The organism is Arthrobacter dokdonellae (assembly GCF_003268655.1).
Taxonomy (GTDB): domain Bacteria; phylum Actinomycetota; class Actinomycetes; order Actinomycetales; family Micrococcaceae; genus Specibacter; species Specibacter dokdonellae.
Map to the genome: position 1 here is coordinate 2,392,159 of NZ_CP029642.1, position 19,180 is coordinate 2,411,338.

The 19,180-nt window shown below is 69.8% G+C and carries 15 protein-coding genes; 7 read left to right on the forward strand and 8 right to left on the reverse strand.

The window, feature by feature from the left end:
- The first annotated feature begins 64 nt into the window (after positions 1–64).
- The 6 genes from DMB86_RS10675 to hrpB all read left to right on the forward strand — a co-directional run bounded on the left by DMB86_RS10675 (position 65) and on the right by hrpB (position 6,957).
- Complete coding sequence (locus DMB86_RS10675) at positions 65–1,276, forward strand: LolA family protein (protein WP_227878310.1); 1,212 nt, start codon at positions 65–67, stop codon at positions 1,274–1,276.
- A gap of 29 nt (positions 1,277–1,305) precedes the next feature.
- A complete protein-coding gene (locus DMB86_RS10680; RefSeq protein WP_113719486.1) occupies positions 1,306–2,343 on the forward strand; it encodes an ABC transporter ATP-binding protein in 1,038 nt (345 codons plus the stop codon).
- 76 nt (positions 2,344–2,419) lie between these two features.
- Positions 2,420–3,196: an ABC transporter permease gene (locus DMB86_RS10685; RefSeq protein WP_113719487.1), complete on the forward strand. Its 777-nt coding sequence runs from the start codon at positions 2,420–2,422 to the stop codon at positions 3,194–3,196.
- 88 nt (positions 3,197–3,284) lie between these two features.
- Positions 3,285–3,947, forward strand: a complete 663-nt coding sequence (locus DMB86_RS10690; RefSeq protein ID WP_113717766.1) for an MBL fold metallo-hydrolase — start codon at positions 3,285–3,287, stop codon at positions 3,945–3,947.
- Between the two features lie 36 nt (positions 3,948–3,983).
- Positions 3,984–4,307, forward strand: a complete 324-nt coding sequence (locus tag DMB86_RS10695) for a putative quinol monooxygenase (RefSeq protein ID WP_113717767.1) — start codon at positions 3,984–3,986, stop codon at positions 4,305–4,307.
- A 4-nt stretch (positions 4,308–4,311) separates the two neighbouring features.
- On the forward strand, positions 4,312–6,957 hold the full coding sequence (gene hrpB / locus DMB86_RS10700; protein WP_113717769.1) for an ATP-dependent helicase HrpB: 2,646 nt from the start codon (positions 4,312–4,314) through the stop codon (positions 6,955–6,957).
- Positions 6,958–6,982: 25 nt separating this feature from the next.
- On the opposite strand, the gene DMB86_RS10705 is transcribed toward hrpB, so the two are convergent.
- The 5 genes from DMB86_RS10705 to DMB86_RS10725 all read right to left on the reverse strand — a co-directional run bounded on the left by DMB86_RS10705 (position 6,983) and on the right by DMB86_RS10725 (position 11,741).
- On the reverse strand, positions 6,983–7,828 hold the full coding sequence (locus tag DMB86_RS10705; RefSeq protein WP_227878312.1) for an SDR family oxidoreductase: 846 nt from the start codon (positions 7,826–7,828) through the stop codon (positions 6,983–6,985).
- Between the two features lie 7 nt (positions 7,829–7,835).
- On the reverse strand, positions 7,836–8,396 hold the full coding sequence (locus DMB86_RS10710; RefSeq protein WP_113717771.1) for a Dps family protein: 561 nt from the start codon (positions 8,394–8,396) through the stop codon (positions 7,836–7,838).
- A 101-nt stretch (positions 8,397–8,497) separates the two neighbouring features.
- Complete coding sequence (locus tag DMB86_RS10715; protein WP_113717772.1) at positions 8,498–9,358, reverse strand: glycoside hydrolase family 25 domain-containing protein; 861 nt, start codon at positions 9,356–9,358, stop codon at positions 8,498–8,500.
- Positions 9,359–9,393: 35 nt separating this feature from the next.
- Positions 9,394–11,031 carry an FG-GAP-like repeat-containing protein gene (locus DMB86_RS10720; RefSeq protein WP_113717774.1) on the reverse strand — a complete coding sequence of 546 codons (1,638 nt, stop codon included), beginning with the start codon at positions 11,029–11,031 and terminating at the stop codon, positions 9,394–9,396.
- An 89-nt stretch (positions 11,032–11,120) separates the two neighbouring features.
- The gene (locus tag DMB86_RS10725) at positions 11,121–11,741 is read right to left on the reverse strand and encodes an L-threonylcarbamoyladenylate synthase (protein ID WP_113719489.1); all 621 of its coding nucleotides are present in this window, start codon (positions 11,739–11,741) and stop codon (positions 11,121–11,123) included.
- A 292-nt stretch (positions 11,742–12,033) separates the two neighbouring features.
- Here DMB86_RS10725 and DMB86_RS10730 point away from each other — a divergent pair, with 292 nt between their 5' ends.
- A complete protein-coding gene (locus DMB86_RS10730) occupies positions 12,034–14,361 on the forward strand; it encodes a transglycosylase domain-containing protein (RefSeq protein ID WP_227878313.1) in 2,328 nt (775 codons plus the stop codon).
- Positions 14,362–14,410: 49 nt separating this feature from the next.
- Here DMB86_RS10730 and DMB86_RS10735 read toward each other — a convergent pair whose 3' ends face one another.
- The 3 genes from DMB86_RS10735 to DMB86_RS10745 all read right to left on the reverse strand — a co-directional run bounded on the left by DMB86_RS10735 (position 14,411) and on the right by DMB86_RS10745 (position 18,989).
- Positions 14,411–16,111 carry a S53 family peptidase gene (locus tag DMB86_RS10735; RefSeq protein ID WP_227878314.1) on the reverse strand — a complete coding sequence of 567 codons (1,701 nt, stop codon included), beginning with the start codon at positions 16,109–16,111 and terminating at the stop codon, positions 14,411–14,413.
- 137 nt (positions 16,112–16,248) lie between these two features.
- Complete coding sequence (locus tag DMB86_RS10740) at positions 16,249–16,797, reverse strand: hypothetical protein (RefSeq protein WP_113717778.1); 549 nt, start codon at positions 16,795–16,797, stop codon at positions 16,249–16,251.
- 203 nt (positions 16,798–17,000) lie between these two features.
- The gene (locus DMB86_RS10745) at positions 17,001–18,989 is read right to left on the reverse strand and encodes an MFS transporter (protein WP_227878315.1); all 1,989 of its coding nucleotides are present in this window, start codon (positions 18,987–18,989) and stop codon (positions 17,001–17,003) included.
- Positions 18,990–19,180: the final 191 nt, after the last annotated feature.

A 19,180-nucleotide genomic window follows, 5' to 3' on the forward strand; every position in this document is an offset into this window, starting at 1 on the left:
AAGCTGGTGGGATGCGCACGCCAACAGCGGAGGGGCGGTCATGAAACGTCGATGGATTCGGTGGATGCCGGCCGCGGCCATGCCGGCGGTCATCGCCGCGGCAGTGCTCGCCGGCCCCCTTCAGGCGTCAGCCCGGGTCGACCTGCCGGGCAAGACACCGCAGCAGGTCCTGGCCCTGATGGTCGGCAGCCAGGTGCACCAGCTCTCCGGGACGCTCGAAGAGACCGCCAACTTGGGCCTGCCGCAGCTGCCCGACCTTGGGCCCGGCACGTCCGGCTCCTCAAGCCTTGGCTCGCCGGCGCCGGACGGCACTGCCGCTTCCGGAAGTTCACCGGCCGTGGCGAATCTCCTGACAGCTTCCAACATCAGCCAGCTGGTGGGGTTCCTGACGGCGCCGCACACCGTGCGCGTCTACCTGGACGGCGCGGGCAACCAGCGGGTGCAGGTCCTGGACAAGCTGGCCGAGCGGGACGTCATCCGCCACGGCACCACCGTGTGGACGTACGACTCCGGCAAGAACACTGCCACCGAACTGACGCTGCCCAACCCGCGGCTGCCGAAGGCACTGACGCCGGGCTTCACCGAGCACACTCCGGATGCCGTGCGGACCCCCGCCGCGCTGGCAGCAGGGTTGGTCAAGGACCTAGACCCGACCACGCAGCTTAGCCTTGGCGCGAACACCAAAGTTGCCGGCCATGCCGCGTACGTCCTGCAACTCGTGCCGCGGAGCGGCGGGACGCTCATCGGCAAGGTGTCCATCGCCGTGGATGCCGCGACCGGACTGCCGCTGCGGGTCACCGTTTCCGCACGCGGCCAGGACAGTGCGGCCCTGGCGATCGGCTTCAGCAAGCTGGAGCTCACGGCCCCGCCGGCCTCCATCTTCGTGTTCACCCCGCCTCCGGGCACCAGCGTCACCAGGAAGACCGCGCCGGCCGTTCCCATGCAGCCCGGGGTGCCCGTCCCGGGTGCAGCCCCGCTGCCGGGACATGTTGCAGCCCCGCTGACGGAGAGAACGCCGGGCGCAGCGGCCAAGATGGGCGCGGCGCCGAAGGTGGCAGCGTCCGGCAACGGCTGGGCGACCATCGCAGAGGCACCTTCCGGCACCGTTCCGGCCAGCCTTTCCGCCTCGCCGGCCCTCGCACAGCTGCTGGAGCCGGTCGCCGGCGGGCACGCTCTCTCCACCCCGCTGTTCACCGTCCTGATCACCCCTGACGGCGCACTGTTCGCTGGCGCTGTCCCGCTGGCCGCGCTGCAGCAGGCCGCGGCCGCGAAGTGAGCGGCCCGCCGGAAGAAGCCGCCTCGGAAATCCAAGCCACTGACCGCGACGGCGCGGGCAGGGGGCGTGAGGGTCCCGCCGTCATCGAGACGCGTGGACTGACCAAGCGGTTCGGCCGCCAAACTGCCGTCGACGGCCTGGACCTGCGCGTCCCGGCCGGCGCCGTGTTTGGCTTCCTCGGCCCCAACGGCTCCGGAAAGACCACCACGATCCGCATGCTGCTCGGACTGGCCAACGCCACCAGCGGGACGGTGAGCGTGCTGGGCCAGGACATGCCGCGCAGCCTCGACGCCGTCCTGCCCCGGGTGGGCGCCCTCGTGGAGGGCCCGGCGTTCTACCCCTTCCTCTCCGGCACCGCCAACCTCCACCGGCTGGACACCGCGGACCCGCATTCGCCGCGCCCCACCCGCCGGCAGCGGGTGGGGGAGGCGCTGGAACGGGTAGGCCTCCAGCATGCGGCATCGAAGAAGGTCAAGGCCTACTCGTTGGGCATGAAGCAGCGGCTGGGGCTGGCGAATGCCCTGCTGCGCCCGCGCGAACTGCTGGTGCTGGACGAGCCCACCAACGGCCTGGACCCGCAGGGCACCCGCGAGGTCAGGAACCTGGTCCGGTCCCTTGCCGCGGAAGGCACCACCGTCTTTGTTTCCAGCCACCTCCTGGCCGAGGTGGAACAAATCTGCACGCACGCGGCCGTCATGCGTGCCGGGCGCCTTGTGGCGCAGGGGACCCTGGCCGGGCTGCGTGCGGCGGGCCAGCCGCTGGTCGTGGTCCGCACGCCCGACGCCGGAGCCGCCCGCCGCGTCCTCGCCGGGCTTGGCCTGGTCCCCGGCCCGGCCACGAACACCACGGCAGGTGCGGCTGGGGCGGATGGCACGGACGGACCGCCCGTCACTGCGAAGCTCCCGGGGGCGGTGGACGCGGCCCAGGACGGCATGCCCCGGCCCGAGGACATTGTGGCCGCCCTGGTCCGGGACGGCATCCGCGTCCGCGGCTTCAGCGTGGAAAGCGGCAGCCTCGAGGACCGCTTTGTGGAATTGACGGGGGAGGGGTTCGACGTTGCACGCTGACAATATTCCGGCCGACGTGCCCGTACGCCGCACGCGTGCCAGGACGTGGCCCTTGCTGGTCTCCGAGCTCTCTGTCATGTTCCGCCGTCGCCGGACCTGGGCCATGCTGGCGGCCCTGGCGGCAATTCCGGTGCTGATCGCCATTGCCGTCAGACTCACGGAAAGCGGCAGCGCCGGGCACGGCCCTGCGTTTCTGGACCGGATCACCCAAAACGGCCTGTTCGTGGTGTTGACGGCCCTGGTGCTGTGCACCCCACTGTTCCTGCCGCTGACCGTGGGCGTGGTCGCGGGGGACACCATCGCGGGGGAGGCCAGTCTCGGGACCCTGCGCTACCTGCTGGCGGCCCCGGCCGGGCGGGCGCGCCTGCTTCTGGTGAAATATGTGGGGGCCGCGGTCTTTTGCGCGGCCGCCACGGCAGCCGTGCTGCTTGCCGGCACCGTGGCCGGCCTGGCCCTGTTTCCGTCGGGCCCGGTGCCCCTGCTCTCCGGAGAGCTGGTCGACGCGTGGACGGCGGGGGGCAGGATTCTGCTGGTGGGCGCCTATGTCTGCGTATCGCTGCTCGGGCTGGCCGCCGTGGGTCTGTTCATTTCCACCCTGACCGACGTGCCCGTCGGTGCCATGGCGGCCACCATTGTGCTGGCCATCGCCGCGCAGGTGCTCGACACGCTGCCCCAGCTGGACTGGCTGCACCCCTGGCTGTTCAGCCACTGGTGGCTCGGATTCGCCGACCTGCTGCGCCAGCCCGTCGAGTGGACGTCGTTTGGAAACAATGCCGTGCTGCAGCTGGGCTACGTGCTGGTGTTCGGGGCGCTGGCCTACGGGCGCTTCGCCACGAAGGACGTGCTGTCCTGAAGGCGGCTGCCCCTCGGCCGCTAGCGCCTACCGGCCTCCCCACACTCGCTCCGCTCGTGCGGGGCCCCTCGGCCGCTAGGCTTGGCCCATGACAGAGCCGACCTCCCTCATCCACGAGCTGCCCACCGTCACCGTCCGCCGCACGGTGGTATCCGCCATGGCCAACAACGCCTACCTCATCACGCACCGGCAAAGCGGCGCCCAGGTGCTGATCGACGCCGCCGACGACGTCCCGGCCATCCGGCGCATGCTCGGCGACGCGGCGGGCGACTCCGCGGTCCCCGCCGCCCTGGAGCTCGTCGCCACGACGCACCGGCACTGGGACCACGTGCGGGCCCTGGCCGAAATTGCCGACGGCGTTCCCACCGCGGCCGGCCGGGACGACGCCACCGGCATCGAAGCAGAATCCGGGGTGGCCGTCGACCGGCTGCTGGGACACGGCGACGTGCTGGAGGCAGGCGGAATCAGCCTTCACGCGGTCCACCTCCGCGGCCACACGCCCGGATCCATGGCCTACGTCCTGGCCGACGGCGGCACCACGCTGATCTTCAGCGGCGACTCCCTCTTCCCGGGCGGCGTCGGCAACACCGAAAACGATCCCGAGCGGTTTACGTCCCTGCTGGACGACGTCGAGGAACGCCTGTTCGGGGCCTACCCCGACGACGCAGTGGTGCTGCCCGGCCACGGCGACGCCACCACCCTTGGCGCCGAGCGCCCGTCCCTGCCGGCATGGCGCGGACGCGGCTGGTAGATGGCCCGTCCGTGCAGTTCGCCTAAGCTGGATGGCATGTACTTCATCGTCGTGAAATTCCAGACCAAGCCCGACTACACCGACCGCTTCATGGACCTGGTGGGCCCGTTCACCGAGGCCACCCGGCAGGAGCCCGGAAACCTCTGGTTTGACTGGTCGCGCAGCGTGGAGGACCAGGCCGAGTTTGTCCTGGTGGAGGCCTTCCTGGACGACGACGCCGCCGGCGCGCACGTCAACAGCGCCCACTTCAAGGCCGGCCTGGAGGCCATGCGCCCGGCCCTGCTCTCGACGCCGCGGATCGTGTCGCGCAAGGTGGACGGTGATTTTTGGGGCGAGATGGGCGAACTGCAGATCGGCTGAGCCGATGGCCAAAGCCTTTGACCTGGAGACGATCGGCCGCGGCCTGGCCTTTGCCGCATCCCTGGACCGCCTCGCTGCGGCCCTGAATACCGCAGCTCCCGGCGGCGCAGCCGCAGCCCCCGGCGGCGCCGCCGTCGTCCAGGCCCCGCCCGGAACCGGCAAGACCACGCTGGTCCCGCCGCTGCTCGCCAACCTGCTGGGCGGACGGCGCGTGGTGGTCACCCAGCCCCGGCGGGTGGCGGCGCGGGCCGCGGCCCGGCGGCTGGCCGCGCTGGACGGCAGTCCGCTCGGCGGCCGCGTGGGCTACACCGTCCGCGGCGAACGCCACGCCGGCCCGGACACGCTGGTTGAATTCGTAACGCCCGGCATCCTGCTGCGCCGCCTCCTGGCCGACGCCGGCCTCGAGTCCACCGGGGGCGTGGTGCTCGACGAGGTGCACGAACGCGGGCTCGAGACGGACCTGCTGGTGGGCATGCTCGCCGAAGTCCGCCAGCTGCGCGGGGACCTGGTGCTGGTGGCGATGTCCGCGACCCTGGAGGCCGCGCGCTTCGCCGCATTGCTCGCGGACGACGCCGGCTTCCCGGCCCCCGTGGTCGACTCGCCGTCCGTCCTGTTTCCCCTCGCGACTGTATGGGCCCCGTCGCCGGAACCCCGGCTTGACGGGCGCGGGGTGTCCCGTGCATTTCTTGACCATGTGGCCGACACCGCCGCGACGGCCCACGCCCGGGCCCTGCGGTCCGAGCCCGGCACCGATGCGCTGGTCTTTGCCCCCGGCGCCTATGAAGTGGGGTACATAGCCGCACGCCTGCGCCGGGGCGGCACGGACGTGCTCGAACTCCACGGCCAGGCGTCGCCGGCCGAGCAGGACCGGGCCGTGTCCGGCCGCCCGGCAGGGGGTGAGCCACGGATCATCGTCTCCACGAGCCTGGCCGAGTCTTCGCTCACCGTGCCCGGGGTACGGCTGGTCATCGACTCCGGGCTGTCCCGTGAACCCCGGCGCGACGCGGCCCGCGGCATGTCCGGGCTGGTCACATCGTCCTGTTCGCGCGCTTCAGCCGACCAGAGGGCGGGCCGGGCGGCGCGGCTGGGCCCGGGTACGGTGGTCCGCTGCTACGACCAAAAGGCCTTTGCCGCGGCGCCGGCCCACCAGACGCCGGAGATCCTCGTGGCGGACCTGGCACACGCCGCGCTGGTGCTTTCCTGCTGGGGTGCTCCCGGAGGGGCGGGGCTGGCGTTGCCGTCAGCCCCGCCGAAGGCCGCCATGGACGATGCCGTGGAAACGCTGCGCGAGCTGGGCGCCGTGGACGGGGAGGGACTGGCAACGGCCCTCGGCAGGACACTGGCCCGCGTCCCTGCCGACCCCCGCCTGGCGCGCGCCCTCCTGGACGGCGCTGCCGCCGTCGGACCACGTGAGGCGGCTGCGGCCGTCGCCCTTGTTTCCGGGGACCACCGCGCCCAGGGCGCGGACCTGGCCCAGCTGGCGGCGTCGCTGCGGTCGGGCCGGGACCCGGGTGCCCGGCGGTGGCAGGAAGACACCCGGCGTATGGAAGGGATTGTGCGCCAGGAAGCAGGTCCCAAGGGAAGGGGGCAGAAAGTCGGGCAAAGAGGCACCGCCCTGCCGGCCGCCGCCACGGTGCCGGCCGCTGAAGTCACAGGTTTCGTGGTCGCCCTGGCCTATCCGGACCGGGTGGCCCGTCAGGTTCCGGGAACCGGCAGCTACCTCTTCACGTCTGGCACGCGCGCCGGACTGCCGGCCGCGAGCCCGCTCAGCGGCCAGGAGTGGCTTGCCGTGGCCGAGGTGTCCCGTGCACAGGGCCGGGACGCCGCGGGCACCGGAGCGGTCATCCGCTCCGCGGCGCCGCTGGGACTGGGCACCGCACTGGCCGCGGCCCGGCATCTAGCGTCCGAGGGTGTGACGGCAGAATTCCGCAACGGCAGGGTCTCGGCGCGCAGCGAACGCCGGCTGGGGGCCATCGTGCTCGCCTCCACGCCGGTCAAGCCCACCGCGGCGCAGGGCCGGGCGGCGGTGGCGGCCGAGCTGCGGTCCAATGGTCTCGGACTGCTCCACTGGAACGGACCCGCGGACGCGCTGCGGCGCCGGCTGGCCCTGCTGCACCGGGAGCTTGGAGCGCCCTGGCCGGACGTATCCGACGCAGCACTTCTTGAACGGCTGGACGAATGGCTGGCGCCGGAGCTGGAGACGGTCGCGGCCGGCAGCTCTCCGGGCGCGGTGGGCCTGGTTGATGCCCTGCGCCGGCTGCTGCCATGGCCCGAAGCCGGCCGGATGGACGAGCTGGCCCCGGAGCGGCTCGCGGTGCCCAGCGGTTCCCGGGTCCGCATTGACTATCCGGAGGTGGATTCCGACGGCGGCCGGCCCGTGGTCGCCGTCAAGCTGCAGGAATGCTTTGGCTGGGCCGCCACCCCGCGCCTGGCCGGGGACCGCGTACCCGTGCTCTTTCACCTGCTTTCCCCAGCTGGCCATCCGCTGGCCGTCACGGACGATCTCGCCTCCTTCTGGTCCGGGCCCTACGCGCAGGTCCGGGCCGAGATGCGCGGGCGGTACCCCAAACATCCCTGGCCGGATGACCCGTGGACCGCACCTGCGACGGCGTTGACGAAGAAGAAGTCCGCAGCCCGCAGGCTGCCCTGAGGGTGGCCGGAGGCGTCGGCCGGTGTCAGGCTTCCGCCGTCCGCCAGCCGTCCGTGCGCAGAACGGAACTGGCCTGGGCGCCCATCCGGGCCATGCCGCCGTCGACCTCCCAGCTGGCGCCGGTGACGTAGGCGGCCGCGGGGGAAACCAAGAACGCGACGACTTCGGCCACCTCCGCCGCCGTGCCGGCATGGCCGAGCGGGATGCCGGGGCGGGGGATGTCATGCGGGTGGCGGGTTTCGGCGGCGGGCAGGTGCGTCGCGATTTCCCCGGGCGCCACGGCGTTGACAGTGATGCCGTGGGCGGCCAGTTCCAGTGCCAGCACCTTGACCAGCCCGTCAAGGCCGGCCTTGGAGGCGCAGTACGCCCCATAGCCGTATTTTGGCTGCTGGGCGTGAATGCTGGTGACGGCCACCATCCGCCCGCCCGCCCCGCCGGCCACCAGGAGGCGGGCGGCTTCCTGCAGGCACAGAAAGGCGCCGTTGAGGTTAGTGTCCAGCAGGCGTGTCCAGTCGGACAGCGGGGTGTCCAGCACCGGCTTGCTAAGCCCGACGCCGACGTTGTTGACGAAAACTCCCAGTCCGCCGAGCCGGTCGGCCAGACCGGCGATGGCGGGGGCGCAACCCGCCAGGGATGCCGTGTCCAGCCAGGTGGAGGCGCTGGCGCGGCCAAGGTTGCCGATGCGTCCCGCCGTGTCGGCGGCGCCGGCCTCGTCGTCGTGCCAGGTGAAGCCGACGTTGAAGCCGTCACGCGCCAACGCCAGGGCCACAGCCTTGCCGATGCCCCGGTCGGCCCCCGTGACAATGGCGACTCGCGGATATGGGAGTCCCGCGTCTCGACGGGGCTCGACCACCGGACGGGGCTCGGCCACCGGACGCCTACTTCGCCTTGCTGGCCGCTGAGCGCTCCGTCTTGGCGCCGGCGTTGAGGAGGTCCCCGGCGTCGTCCTCCAAATGGGCACGCATGAACCACTGGAACAGTTCCAGCTTGGCACACTGTGCAATGACCATGTCTTCCGTGATGGGGTCCAGCTCGCCGATCTCCGCCAAGGCTTTCCGGTGGCTCTTGAGGAAGCCGGTGTACACCACGTCAAGGGCGGCAAGGTGGGCCGATGTGCCGGCACGGCCAATGGCGTAGTCGTCCCAGCTGCGTGCCTCCACCAGGGCGCCGGGCAGCCCGTTCGGGGAGACGCCCAGCGTGGCAATGCGTTCGGCCGTCTCATCGACCATGGCCCGGACCAGCAGGACCTGTGGATCGAGCATCTCGTGGACACCGATGAAGTCGCGGCCCACCACGTTCCAGTGGGCGTGCTTGAGCGTCAGGGCCAGGTCGTTGAGCGCGTGCAGCCGGGGCTGCAGGATCGCCGCCACCTGATGGCCGTCCTGCAGTGAGAGCCCGGGAACGGTGTATCCGGCGTGCGTGGTTCTCTTGACAGCCATGTGCAGCTCCTTCGTCGACGTGCCGTGCGCCGCACGGGGTGGCGGCGCTGGCTCCACGCTAGCCAACCCGCCCGGCCGCGTCCAGAGCAAACGGCCACCGGCTAGCTTGCGGGCTGGCCCCGGAGGGTCCCTGGCGCAGGGGGGTCGGGGACCGCCAGGCTCGTGAAACGGTACGGTCCGCAGGTGACGTCGTGGTCGCGGACGTCGTCGTACCACTGCGCAAGGTAGACATGGCCACCTGAGAAGCTTGGCCTGGTGCACATGGCCCGGGCCTTGGCGGCGGAGACTTGGCCGGCGGTGGCCCAGACAGGGACCTCGGGCAGCTGCCAGGACCCGGTGATGGATTCCCAGCCTGAGGCGAACGAGTACAGCCCGTAGGCGAGTCCGGCGTCGTGCAGGCCGCGCATCAGGCCGGCCAGCACCAGCCGGTTCTCGCGCCGCTGGGCGGCGTTCGACGTCGGCCAGGGCTGCGGCTTGTGCGGCTCCACATCAATCCACACCACGAAGGGCAGGAACGATGCCTTGGCCATGGCGGCCACCGCGGCCGTTGCCTCGGCGAATCCTGCGTTGGACAGCTGGCCGTCCCGGGTGGCAGGGGACCACGGACCCGCCGCCTTATGGGCGCGCAGCTGGGTTGGGGTGGGGAACGCTGCCATGGCATACGCATGGGCCGGCACGCGCGCGTTCGAGACCCACGTGACCTGCCATGCCAGGCACGGGTTGACGGTGAACGGCAGCCCGTTCGTCAGGCCGATGACGGACAGCCGGGCCGTGTCCGGTGGAAGGGGAAGTCCGTAGCCGCCGGCCGACGCGGGACATTGCGGCCAGGAAATGTCGTTGCCCTGCAGCAGGGCCGCCTGCGCGGAGGGGTAGGGAGGGTTTGCGGGGGGATCTGGCGTGGCTGGCGCGCAACCGGCCAGCAGTGCCGCGCACGCCGCCAGGACCGCCAGCCTCCCTGCCATTCGCATCCTGGCGGTCCTCCCATTCCGTGTGCCGCTCAGAATATCGTGTCGATGGAATTCCAGGCCCGGCCGACCTGGGTGCGGGGCAGCCACGACCCACTGCCGCTGCGGGCGTACAGCCACAGGTTGCCGGCGGCATCCCGGGCCAGGACATCGGGGGTGCGGTCACCGTTGAAGTCTCCGGGGGCCGCGAGGGCCGTCATCGAATTCCAACCGTTGCCCACCCTGACCCTGGGCAGCCAGCCGCCGCGACCGTTGCCGGGATACAGCCACAATTCGCCGGTGGAGGCCTGCCTGGCCAGGATGTCCGCGGTGCCGTCGCCATTGGCGTCGCCGGGCCCCAGGATGGAGTTGAAGGCGTTCCAGCCGCTGCCCACCTTGACGCGCGGCAGCCAGCCGCCGCGGCCGTTGCCGGGATACAGCCACAACGCGCCGGTGGCGTCGCGGGCCAGCACGTCGGCCGTTTGGTCGCCGTTGAAGTCCCCGGGGCCCAGAATGGTCCCGAACCCGTTCCAGCCGCTGCCCACCTTCACCGGAGGCAGCCATCCGCCGTGGCCGTTGCCCGGGTACAGCCACAGGTATCCCGTGGACCTTTCGCGCGCGAGCACGTCCGTCCGCCCGTCCCCGTTGAAGTCACCCACCGTGTCGAGGGCACTCATGCCCTGCCAGCCGGAGCCGATCCTTGTTCCTCCCGTGAAAGCGCCCTTGCCGTTGCCCGGGTACAGGCGCAGCTCACCCGTGGAGCTGACGCGTGCCAGCACGTCGTTGTTCCAGTCACCATTGAAATCGCCAGTCGAACCGGACAGGGAGGACCCGGGCATGGCCAGCGCCGTGAACGTGTACGGGCTGCACGTGATGTCGTAGTCGCGCACGTCGTCGTACCACTGGGAGAGGTATACGTGGCCGCCGGAGAAACTCGCCCTGGTGCACATGTCCTGCGCTTCGGCGGGGTAGTCCAGTCGCCCTGCCGTGGCCCAGACAGGGACGCCCGGCAGCAGCCAGGAGCCGGTGATGGCGGCCCAGCCAGAGGCAAAGGAATACAGTCCATAGGCGAATCCGGCGTCGTGAAGTCCGCGCATCAGGCCCTCCACCACCAGGCGGTTCTCCCGCTGCTGCGCGGCGGTCGCCGTCGGCCACGGCTGCGCGGGGCGCGGCTCAACGTCGATCCACACGACCGGCGGGTGGAACCCGGCGCCGGCCATGGCGGCGACGGCGGCCGTTGCCTCGGCGTAGCCGGCATTGGAGAGTTGCCCGGCCCGGGTGGCTGTTGACCACGGCCCCTGGGACTTGTAGCTGGCCAGCTGGGAGGCTGTGGGGAAGGCGGCCATGGCGTAGCCGTGTGCCGGCTTGTTCCGTGACGTCGCCCAGCCAACCTGCGAGGACAGGCAGGGATTGGTAGTGAACGGCAGGCCCCTGGTCAGGCCGATGATGACGAACTGGGCGGAGTCGGGAGGGAGGGGAAGCCCGCTGCCGCCGGCCGACGTCGGGCACTGGGGCCACGAAACATCGTTGCCGGAGAGGGAGGCAGCCTGTGCCGGCAGCGAGAAGAAGAGCCCCGACGCCAGGGAGGCCAAAACCAGTGCGGCGCACGCGGCCATGGCCGCGAGGCGCTGCAGCGGACCGCGCGGTCCTGCAACTGTGCCGGGATGGCGGAGGCCAGGACGGGTGTTCATCTTTCGCGGCTTCATTAGTGGCTGGTGGGTATCCACCAGTCAAGCACTGCGCAACGACCGTCGCCAGAGTACCGGCCGGTAGTTTTCGGCTATTCGAACCGGGTGGGGTCGCCCATGCCGCGCCGCACAACTTCGGCATAGCCGCTGGAGAAGTCGACCACCGTGGTGGGCTCGGCGCCGACGTCGCCCGAATCAATCACGGCGTCCACCACATTGTCCAGTGTTTCCTTGATTTCCCAGCCCTGGGTCAGTGGCTCGTCCTCATCGGGCAGCAGCAGCGTGCTGGAGAGCAGCGGCTCGCCCAGCTCATCGAGGATGGCGTGGATCAGGCGGCTGTCCGGGATGCGCACGCCCACCGTCTTTTTCTTGGGGTGGGCCATGCGGCGGGGGACTTCCTTGGTGGCCGGCAGGATGAAGGTGTACGGCCCGGGGGTGACGGCCTTGATGCTGCGGAAGATGTCGTTGTCCACCATGACGAACTGTCCCAGCTGCGCAAAGTCCTTGCAGACCAGCGTGAAGTGGTGTTTGCTGTCCAAGTGGCGGATGGCCCGTATCCGGTCCAGCGCCTCGCGGTTTCCGATCTGGGCTCCCAGCGCATAGCAGGAGTCTGTCGGGTAGGCGATCAGTCCGCCGGAGCGCAGCAGCGCCACCACCTGGGCCACCGAGCGGGCCTGCGGATCGTGGGGGTGGATGTCGAAGAATCTGGCCATGCAGGCAAGCATACTTCCGGCCGGGCACGGGACGGGCATTGGGTGAGCCCTTTTTGTGTGCCACGTTCAGGAAATTCCCACCAAAAGGGTGCACACTACACTTGTGCCATCCTTCCGGATGCCGCCGCCCAGCCCGATCACGACACCACCAGTACCGGTACGGCTTGTCATTGACACGCCGGCCCGCAACCGCAGCCGAACAGCGAGCCAGCACAGGAAGGCCTTCCTAAGAATGCCCAGAGGAACGCAAGGAAGAAAGATCTCTTCGATATGGAGGGACACCGGCTCGACCTTGGGCAACCTGCTGAAGCTCTTCGTGGCCTGCGGCGTGGCAGGGATCCTGGTTGCAGGACTGATGGTGCCCGCCGGCGCCGTTGCAACCGCCGCCGTCTCGGGCACAGACACCTTTCTGAACACGAGCCCGGGCGCACTGAAGCTCAACGCCCCCGCGCAGGGCACCACCGTGCTGGCCAACGACGGCTCCGTGATCGCAAAATTCTATGAACAGGACCGCCAGACAGTGTCCCTGGCCAACATGTCTCCGTTCATCAAGAACGGCATAGTCGCCATTGAGGACGCGCGGTTCTACGACCACGGCGGCATCGACATGACAGGCATCATGCGCGCCGTCGTGGCCACGATCCAGGGCGGACGCGAGGGCGCCTCCACCATTACCCAGCAGTACGTGAACAACGTGATCATTGAAAACCTGGTCACGGCCGGGAAGACCGACCAGGCCAAGCTGGGCGCCCAAAAGACCATCGTTGACAAGATCAACGAGATGAAGCAGGCCATCGACCTGGAGAAGACGACGTCCAAGAACGACATCCTCCAGGGCTACCTCAACCTCATCTACTTCGGCAACGGCGCCTACGGCATCCAGGCCGCCTCGAAACTGTACTTCGACACCGACGCCAAGAACCTGACGCTGCCGCAGGCCGCGGCGCTGGCCGGCGTCGTCAACAGCCCCTCCGTGTACGATCCGGTGGCCCACCCGAACAACGTGGTCACTCGGCGCAACGAGGTGTTGGGCAAAATGCTGGCCCAGAAGAAGATCACCCAGAAGGAGCATGACGCCGCCGTGAAGGCGCCGCTGAAGCTGCACCTGAACAAGCCCACACAGGGCTGTGTCGCGGCGGCCATGGCGCCGTACTTCTGCGACTACGTCCAGCAGCTGGTGCTCAACAATTCGGCCTACGGTTCCACCCCGGAGGACCGGGCCAAGTTCCTGTACCAGGGCGGGCTGACCATCAAGACCACCCTTGACCCCAAGCTGCAAAAGGTGGCGCAGGAGCGGGTCGACAACACCATGAGCCCCACGGATCCCCTGCAGCGCGGGGCCGACGTCGTCAGTGTCCAGCCGGGCACCGGCAAGGTCCTCACGATGGCCCAAAACACCGTGTACAACCCGGCCACGAAGCCGGGCAACTACATGGGCAACTTTTCCCTTCCCCTCAAGGACGCCAACGGCCTGCCCCTGCACGGTTCCGGCGGCTTCCAGATCGGGTCCACGTTCAAGCCGTTTGTGTTTGCCGAATGGCTCAGGAGCGGGCACTCCATGATGACCAACATTGACGGGTCCGTGCGCGACTACCCGCCCAACTACCCGTGGAAGAATTCCTGTGGCTCCACCACGGGCTTCTACGACCCGGCGAGCGGCACGAACCTGCTCCCCAATGACGACCCGGACCACTACTACTCGATGACGGCGTACCTGGGCCTGGCGATCTCCATCAACACCGTCACCTTCCAGACCGCCACGCAGCTGGACTTCTGCAACATCCAAAAGATGGCGACGGCAGCGGGCTTGAAGAACGGCACCACCAACAAGCCGTATGACGTCTCGAAGATCTCCAACCTCATCGGTTCCGAGAACGTGGCGCCGATCGATCTGGCCACGGCCTATGCCACCTTTGCCAACGGCGGCGTGCGCTGCGAGCCGATCGCCCTGACCTCGATCACCGACTCGACGGGAAAGAGCTACCCCGTCCCGACGGCGAACTGCCAGCGGACCATGAGCAAGGAAGTCGCCGCCGGCGTGACGTACGCCTTGCAGTACATGCTGGTGCACGGTTCCGGCTACGCCATCCCGCTCAATGACAAAGCTACTGCCTTCGCCAAGACGGGCACCACGGACGGCAACGTCGAGACCTGGACGGTGGGCGCCAACTCCGGCATCGCCACGGCGGCCTGGTTTGGCAGCTACCAAGGAAACGGTGACCAGTGGGTCAACCAAGACATCACCATCAACGGCGTCTACTACCCGAATATTGACGGTAACCAGCTGGCCGGCTCCAACTGGGCCGCGGTCATGAACGCCGCCGCCGGCAATTCCGCCTACCAGGTCGACCCGCTGACGGCACCGCCGGCGAGCATGCTCAGCCAGACTGCGCCGCTGGTTGCCGGCTCCAACGACCCCATGGCCGGCAGCGGCGTGCCTGCACCGGCGACCCAGGAGCAGCCGGCTCCGGGAGACACACAGCCACAGACACAGGCCCCCGCCGCACCGGCCACCCAGGCGCCGCCCGCGGCCACGCGCGCCCCGGCGCCCCAGCCCGTGCCGCCGAAAATAACGATCCCGACACCGAAGGTGACTCCGCCGAAGGCGCCGAATCCCTGACCGCCTGGACCTGACCGCTGGACGGACACACCGCCCCCGCCGGGGGCGCTTAGGACTTGCCGGTCCCGGTCGCCAGAACCCCCTGTAACGCGGTCCCGTCGGGTACGCCCAGGCCGGTGCAGGCGTCCCAGCCTGGCGTGGCGTGGTAGCTGCCGTTGTTGCCGACCGTCACGTCACGGAAGCCCGGTCCGGCCTGCGCCTGGGTCTCTCCGGGGTAGAGCTGGGGCTGCAGCAGTCCCAGCCCGCTGCCCCGGGTCTGGGCCAGCCGGGCAACGAGTGCGGCCCACAGCGGCGCCACGGCGCTGGTGCCGCCGATGACCATGTCCGTCCCGTCGACCCTGACCTGGTAGCCGGTCTGTGGATCGGCAACGGCGGCGACGTCGGGCACCCCGCGGCCCTTGGGTGTGGTCGCGGGGCCGGCGCCGGACAGCACCGTGACGTGCTGCTGCCAGTCGGGCAGGGGGAAGGTGTCGCTGACTCCGCCGCCGGTGGCTGAACTGGAGGAGTCGTTCCACACCGTTTCGCTGGCCACCTTTCCAGTGGAGCCGTCCGCCTCGAGCCGCGTGCCGCCGCAGGCGAGCACATGCGGGCTCGACGCCGGGAAGTCGGCATGGTTGCTCCCGTCGCCCTGGGCATCGGCGCTGCCGTTGTCGCCGGCCGCCGCGGTTACCGTGATGCCCAGCATGCCGGCGTCGATGAAGGCATCGTCCATGGCGGTGCGCGCCTGCGCCGTCCATTGGTCCTCGCTCTGGCCCCAGCTGATGCTGATCGCCGCCGGGGCGGGGGTGTCGTGGGTCGCCTTGGCGACGGCGTCGAGGAAACCGGCGTCGGTGTTCGGCGCAAAGTAGACCTTCAAGGTGGCTTTCGGTGCCAGCGCTCCGGCGACTTCGATGTCCAGGAGCACCTCTCCGTCCGCCCCCTGCGGATCGCCGCCGGGCACGTTGACGGCACCGTCCACGCCCACCGCCTGGACGGTCGGGCCGGTGATCCCCAGCCCCGAGAAGTATGTGTCCAGGTCCGCCTGGCCAAACCCGCCACCCAGTTCGATGATGGCAATGACCTGGCCGCCGCCGTCGGTGCCGGCCGGGAAATCGTAGATGCGGCCCAGCTCCAGCGGCGTGTAGCTTACGTTGCCGGCGGCCGCCGGCGCGAAGTGAAAGGGGGCGCGAGCCGTTGGCCTGTCGTCCAGGCCCAGCACGGCGGTGACCACCCCGTCCAGCGCCGCCGGAACGCTCAGTCCGCCGGTGCGGTGGCGGTGTGTGCTGCTTTCATTGTTGGGCCCGACGCTGGAAACCGTGTCGAGCTCGGTGCCAAAAAGGGAGCAGAGCAGTCCCACGGGCCCGGCGATCCGCAGCCTGCGCGACACGGGATCGGTCTCCACCACCCTGGCACCCAGTCCGGTGAAGGTCCGGGTGGCGAGTTCGACGTCTGCCGGTGCGGCTGATGTGGGCGACCCGGTGCCGTCGGCAGCGGTACCGGCACGCCGCAGCACGACGGTTACCGTGATGTCCTCCATGTACAGCTCGTCCGGGGTTCCGCTTGGCGGCGGGAGGTGGAGTGCCTGCGGGGCCGGCTCCCGGCTGCTGCCGGGGAGCGGAACGAGTTCGGGGCCGGCCAGTGGAGCCGCATGCCGCCCGCGCCGCGGGGCATCCGCGGCGGGGTCCTGCGCACCGGAGCCCCCGCCCCCGGTATGCGGTCCGTTGTCCGAAGGTTGGTCAACAGGTGGTCTTTTTGCGTCCGGTCCGTCCACTGGCGGTTCCTGTCCTGGCATGGCACACACCCTCCACTCGTTTACGGCGATACTACGGCCGATTTCGGGCCCAGACAATGCCTGTCACACCCGGAGGGAGCATCCACGGAACGGGGCCCCCTTCCTCGGGAGGGTCGTCAGGTGCGTCCCGCGGCCGCCTGCGTCGCGGCGTCTTCGGCCGTCTTGAATGCGCTCTCCAAAACGGCGACGGCGGCCCGGTACTCGGCGGTGCCACCGGGCCCGGTGCTGCGCCGCAGCCGTTCCGCCAGGGCCATCGCCTTGACCATGGCCGACGTTTCCGGAACCCGCACGTCGGACATCGCCGGGAAGTCGATGGCCTCGGCCGGGTCCAGTTCATACCGGCGCCAGCGGGCGAGCAACGAGTTGTGCCGGGCCGAAACCGCGCGGCGCTCCGCGTCGTCAACGTGCCGCGCGTCCGCGTCGGCCAGCAGGTGAATGCGCCGGGAAACCACCCTGTTCGTCCACCACCATGTACCCGCCGCGAGCACCGCCAGCGCCGCGCCCGCCCAGCGGTTCAGCACCGCGGTGATCAGGACGGACGGCAGGAGGATGCACAGGCCGGCAAAGAGGTACCAGAACTGGGTGTCGGGGTCGTGTTCCACGGCCGGACGAACCTTCACCAGCCAAACGGTTCCAGCCGTGGACAGCACCACCAGCACAGCCATTAAGGTGAGTCCTGCAAGGGCTGTAACAACCATCGTGGCACCTCCCGCCAACCGTCCCGGGCCTGCGGCCCGGACACCCGCACAAGGAGCCGGCCGCACCGGTTCCCTGATTCCATTGCAGGCCTTTTCCCCTGCAAGGTCAAGGGGGCCCCGCGCCGCCACGGGCGGCAAGCTCCCATCGTGCCCCTTTTTTGTCCAGGGTCTTACTCCAGGCGGTGCCGGGGCACCGGCTGCTGTGTGGCGGCCGGCGCATGGCGGGCCGGCCCCGTGCCGGTCTGGGCATGGCCGGTGGCGGGCGCCGCACCCGGCCGTCGGCGGCGTTCGACGGCGGGCACACGACGCGCGGGCGGAAAATTGTCGGACGTCACGCCGGCAGGCAACCGTCCAGCCGGGATGCCCGCGGGCGGGCCACCTCCGTGGACGGCATCGCCCGGCGCCGTGCCTGGACTGCCGGCAGGCACTCCCGCCGGCTCGGAGTAGGCATACTTGCCCCCGCGCAGCGCCGAGGCGACCGCGGCCACCAGGCAGGCGGCGATGGCAAAGCCAAAGGCCACGGCGAGCCCGTCGGCGAACGGCCCGGAGATCAGTGCGGGGAAGAAGCCGCGGCCGGTGAGGTACGCGGCGTCGACCGGGGACAGGCGGGCCAGCGCGGCTGGCCCCAGCAGCGTCTGCACGGGATTGTAGCCCAGCAGGGAGGCAAACAGCACGGAGACCGGCGGCAGCGAGGCGATGTGGCCGGCGTCGGCCGCGCTGACGCCGTGCGCCGTGAGCCCGCTGGTGAGCGTGGCCGGCAGTGTGCGGGCCAGCCCCGTGACCATGAGGGAGAAGAAGATGCCGATGGAGAGCACCATGGCGGAATTTTGGAAGGTGGTGCTCATGCCGGCGCCGACGCCGCGGCGGTTGGGCGGCAGGCTGTTCATGATGCCGGCCCGGTTGGGTGCGGCGAAGAGGCCCATGCCCATCCCGTTGACGAGCAGGGCCAGGGCAAACGTCCAGTACTGGAAGTCCACGGGCAGCAGGAGCAGCCACCAGAAGCTCAGGGCCGCGACCACCATTCCGCCGGTGGCCAGCAGGCGGGCGCCCATCCTGTCCGAGATCCAGCCGGACACCGGGCCGGCCACCAGGAAGCCGGCCGTCAGCGGCAGCATGTAGATGCCGGCCCACAGCGGCGTGTTGGCGAAGTCGTAGCCGTGGCGGGGGAGCCAGATGCCCTGGAGCCAGATGATCAGGATGAACATCAGCCCGCCACGGCCAATGGCGGACAGCAGGCTGGCCAGGTTCCCGGCCGTGAAGGCGCGGATCCTGAACAGCTTCAGCTCAAACATGGGCTCGGGCACCCGCATTTCGATGGCGGCGAAGATTGCCAGCACCACTGTGCCGCCGATCAGCGCGGAAAGCACCCACGGGTTGGTCCAGCCCATGGTGTGCCCTCCGTACGGCTGGATCCCGTACGTGATGCCCACCAGCACGGCGACGAGCCCGGAGGCAAAGGTGATGTTGCCCCACCAGTCGAGCCGGGCCGGTTGCCGGATGCCGTTGTCGTGCAGCTTCAGGTACGCCCACGCCGTGCCGAAGAGGCCGACGGGGACGGAGACCAGAAACACCAGCCGCCAGTCGATGGGTCCCAGCAGGCCGCCAATGATCAACCCCAGGAAGGAGCCTGCGATGCCCGCCACTTGGTTCAGCCCCAGCGCCAGGCCGCGCTGGTCCACGCCAAACGCGTCGGTGATGATGGCGGTGGAATTGGCCATCAGCAGTGCACCGCCCACGCCCTGCAGGACGCGCATGATGATCAGCCAGTACACGCCGGGCACGCCACTGAGCCAGGTGGCGGCGAGCAGGATGGAAAAGACGGTGAAAATCGCAAAGCCGGCGTTATACATTTTCACCCGCCCGAACATGTCGCCGAGCCTGCCGAAGCTGACCACCAGGACGGCCGTCACCACCATGTAGCCCATGATGAGCCAAAGCAGCAGCGAGGTGTTGCCGGGAGCCAGCGGGTTGATCCCGACGCCGCGGAAAATGTCAGGCAACGCGATCAACAGGATCGACGCGTTGATCGTGGCCATCAACACGCCAAGCGTGGTGTTGGACAGCACGATCCACTTGTAGCGGGGGCTGGCGAGGTCACGGTCACGGCGGGCCCGCGCGCGTGCGCCGGCCGAATTTGTCAATGCCGTGGATGGTGTCAATGAAGCCTTGGCCACGATTTTCGCACTCCCTGGGAAGCTGTCACGTCCATGGGCAGCGGCGGTGGTTACCTCTGTCAACTATCCATGGTAGTCCCGTGGCGCAGCGGCGAAGCTGGGAGCTTTCTGTCAACCCGGCGGGCGGTCCCGGGCCCCATCCGGAAGGGTCCCCTGTTCTGATAGCCTGACCCTAC

Bases quoted from the DNA above. Each gene is read 5' to 3' on its own strand.
- DMB86_RS10715 (WP_113717772.1), bottom strand. From the start codon at position 9,358: ATGGCAGGGAGGCTGGCGGTCCTGGCGGCGTGCGCGGCACTGCTGGCC.
- hrpB (WP_113717769.1), top strand. From the start codon at position 4,312: ATGGCCAAAGCCTTTGACCTGGAGACGATCGGCCGCGGCCTGGCCTTT.
- DMB86_RS10685 (WP_113719487.1), top strand. From the start codon at position 2,420: ATGTTCCGCCGTCGCCGGACCTGGGCCATGCTGGCGGCCCTGGCGGCA.
- DMB86_RS10720 (WP_113717774.1), bottom strand. From the start codon at position 11,031: ATGAACACCCGTCCTGGCCTCCGCCATCCCGGCACAGTTGCAGGACCG.
- DMB86_RS10690 (WP_113717766.1), top strand. From the start codon at position 3,285: ATGACAGAGCCGACCTCCCTCATCCACGAGCTGCCCACCGTCACCGTC.
- DMB86_RS10695 (WP_113717767.1), top strand. From the start codon at position 3,984: ATGTACTTCATCGTCGTGAAATTCCAGACCAAGCCCGACTACACCGAC.
- DMB86_RS10740 (WP_113717778.1), bottom strand. From the start codon at position 16,797: ATGGCTGTGCTGGTGGTGCTGTCCACGGCTGGAACCGTTTGGCTGGTG.
- DMB86_RS10710 (WP_113717771.1), bottom strand. From the start codon at position 8,396: ATGGCTGTCAAGAGAACCACGCACGCCGGATACACCGTTCCCGGGCTC.
- DMB86_RS10725 (WP_113719489.1), bottom strand. From the start codon at position 11,741: ATGGCCAGATTCTTCGACATCCACCCCCACGATCCGCAGGCCCGCTCG.
- DMB86_RS10675 (WP_227878310.1), top strand. From the start codon at position 65: ATGCCGGCCGCGGCCATGCCGGCGGTCATCGCCGCGGCAGTGCTCGCC.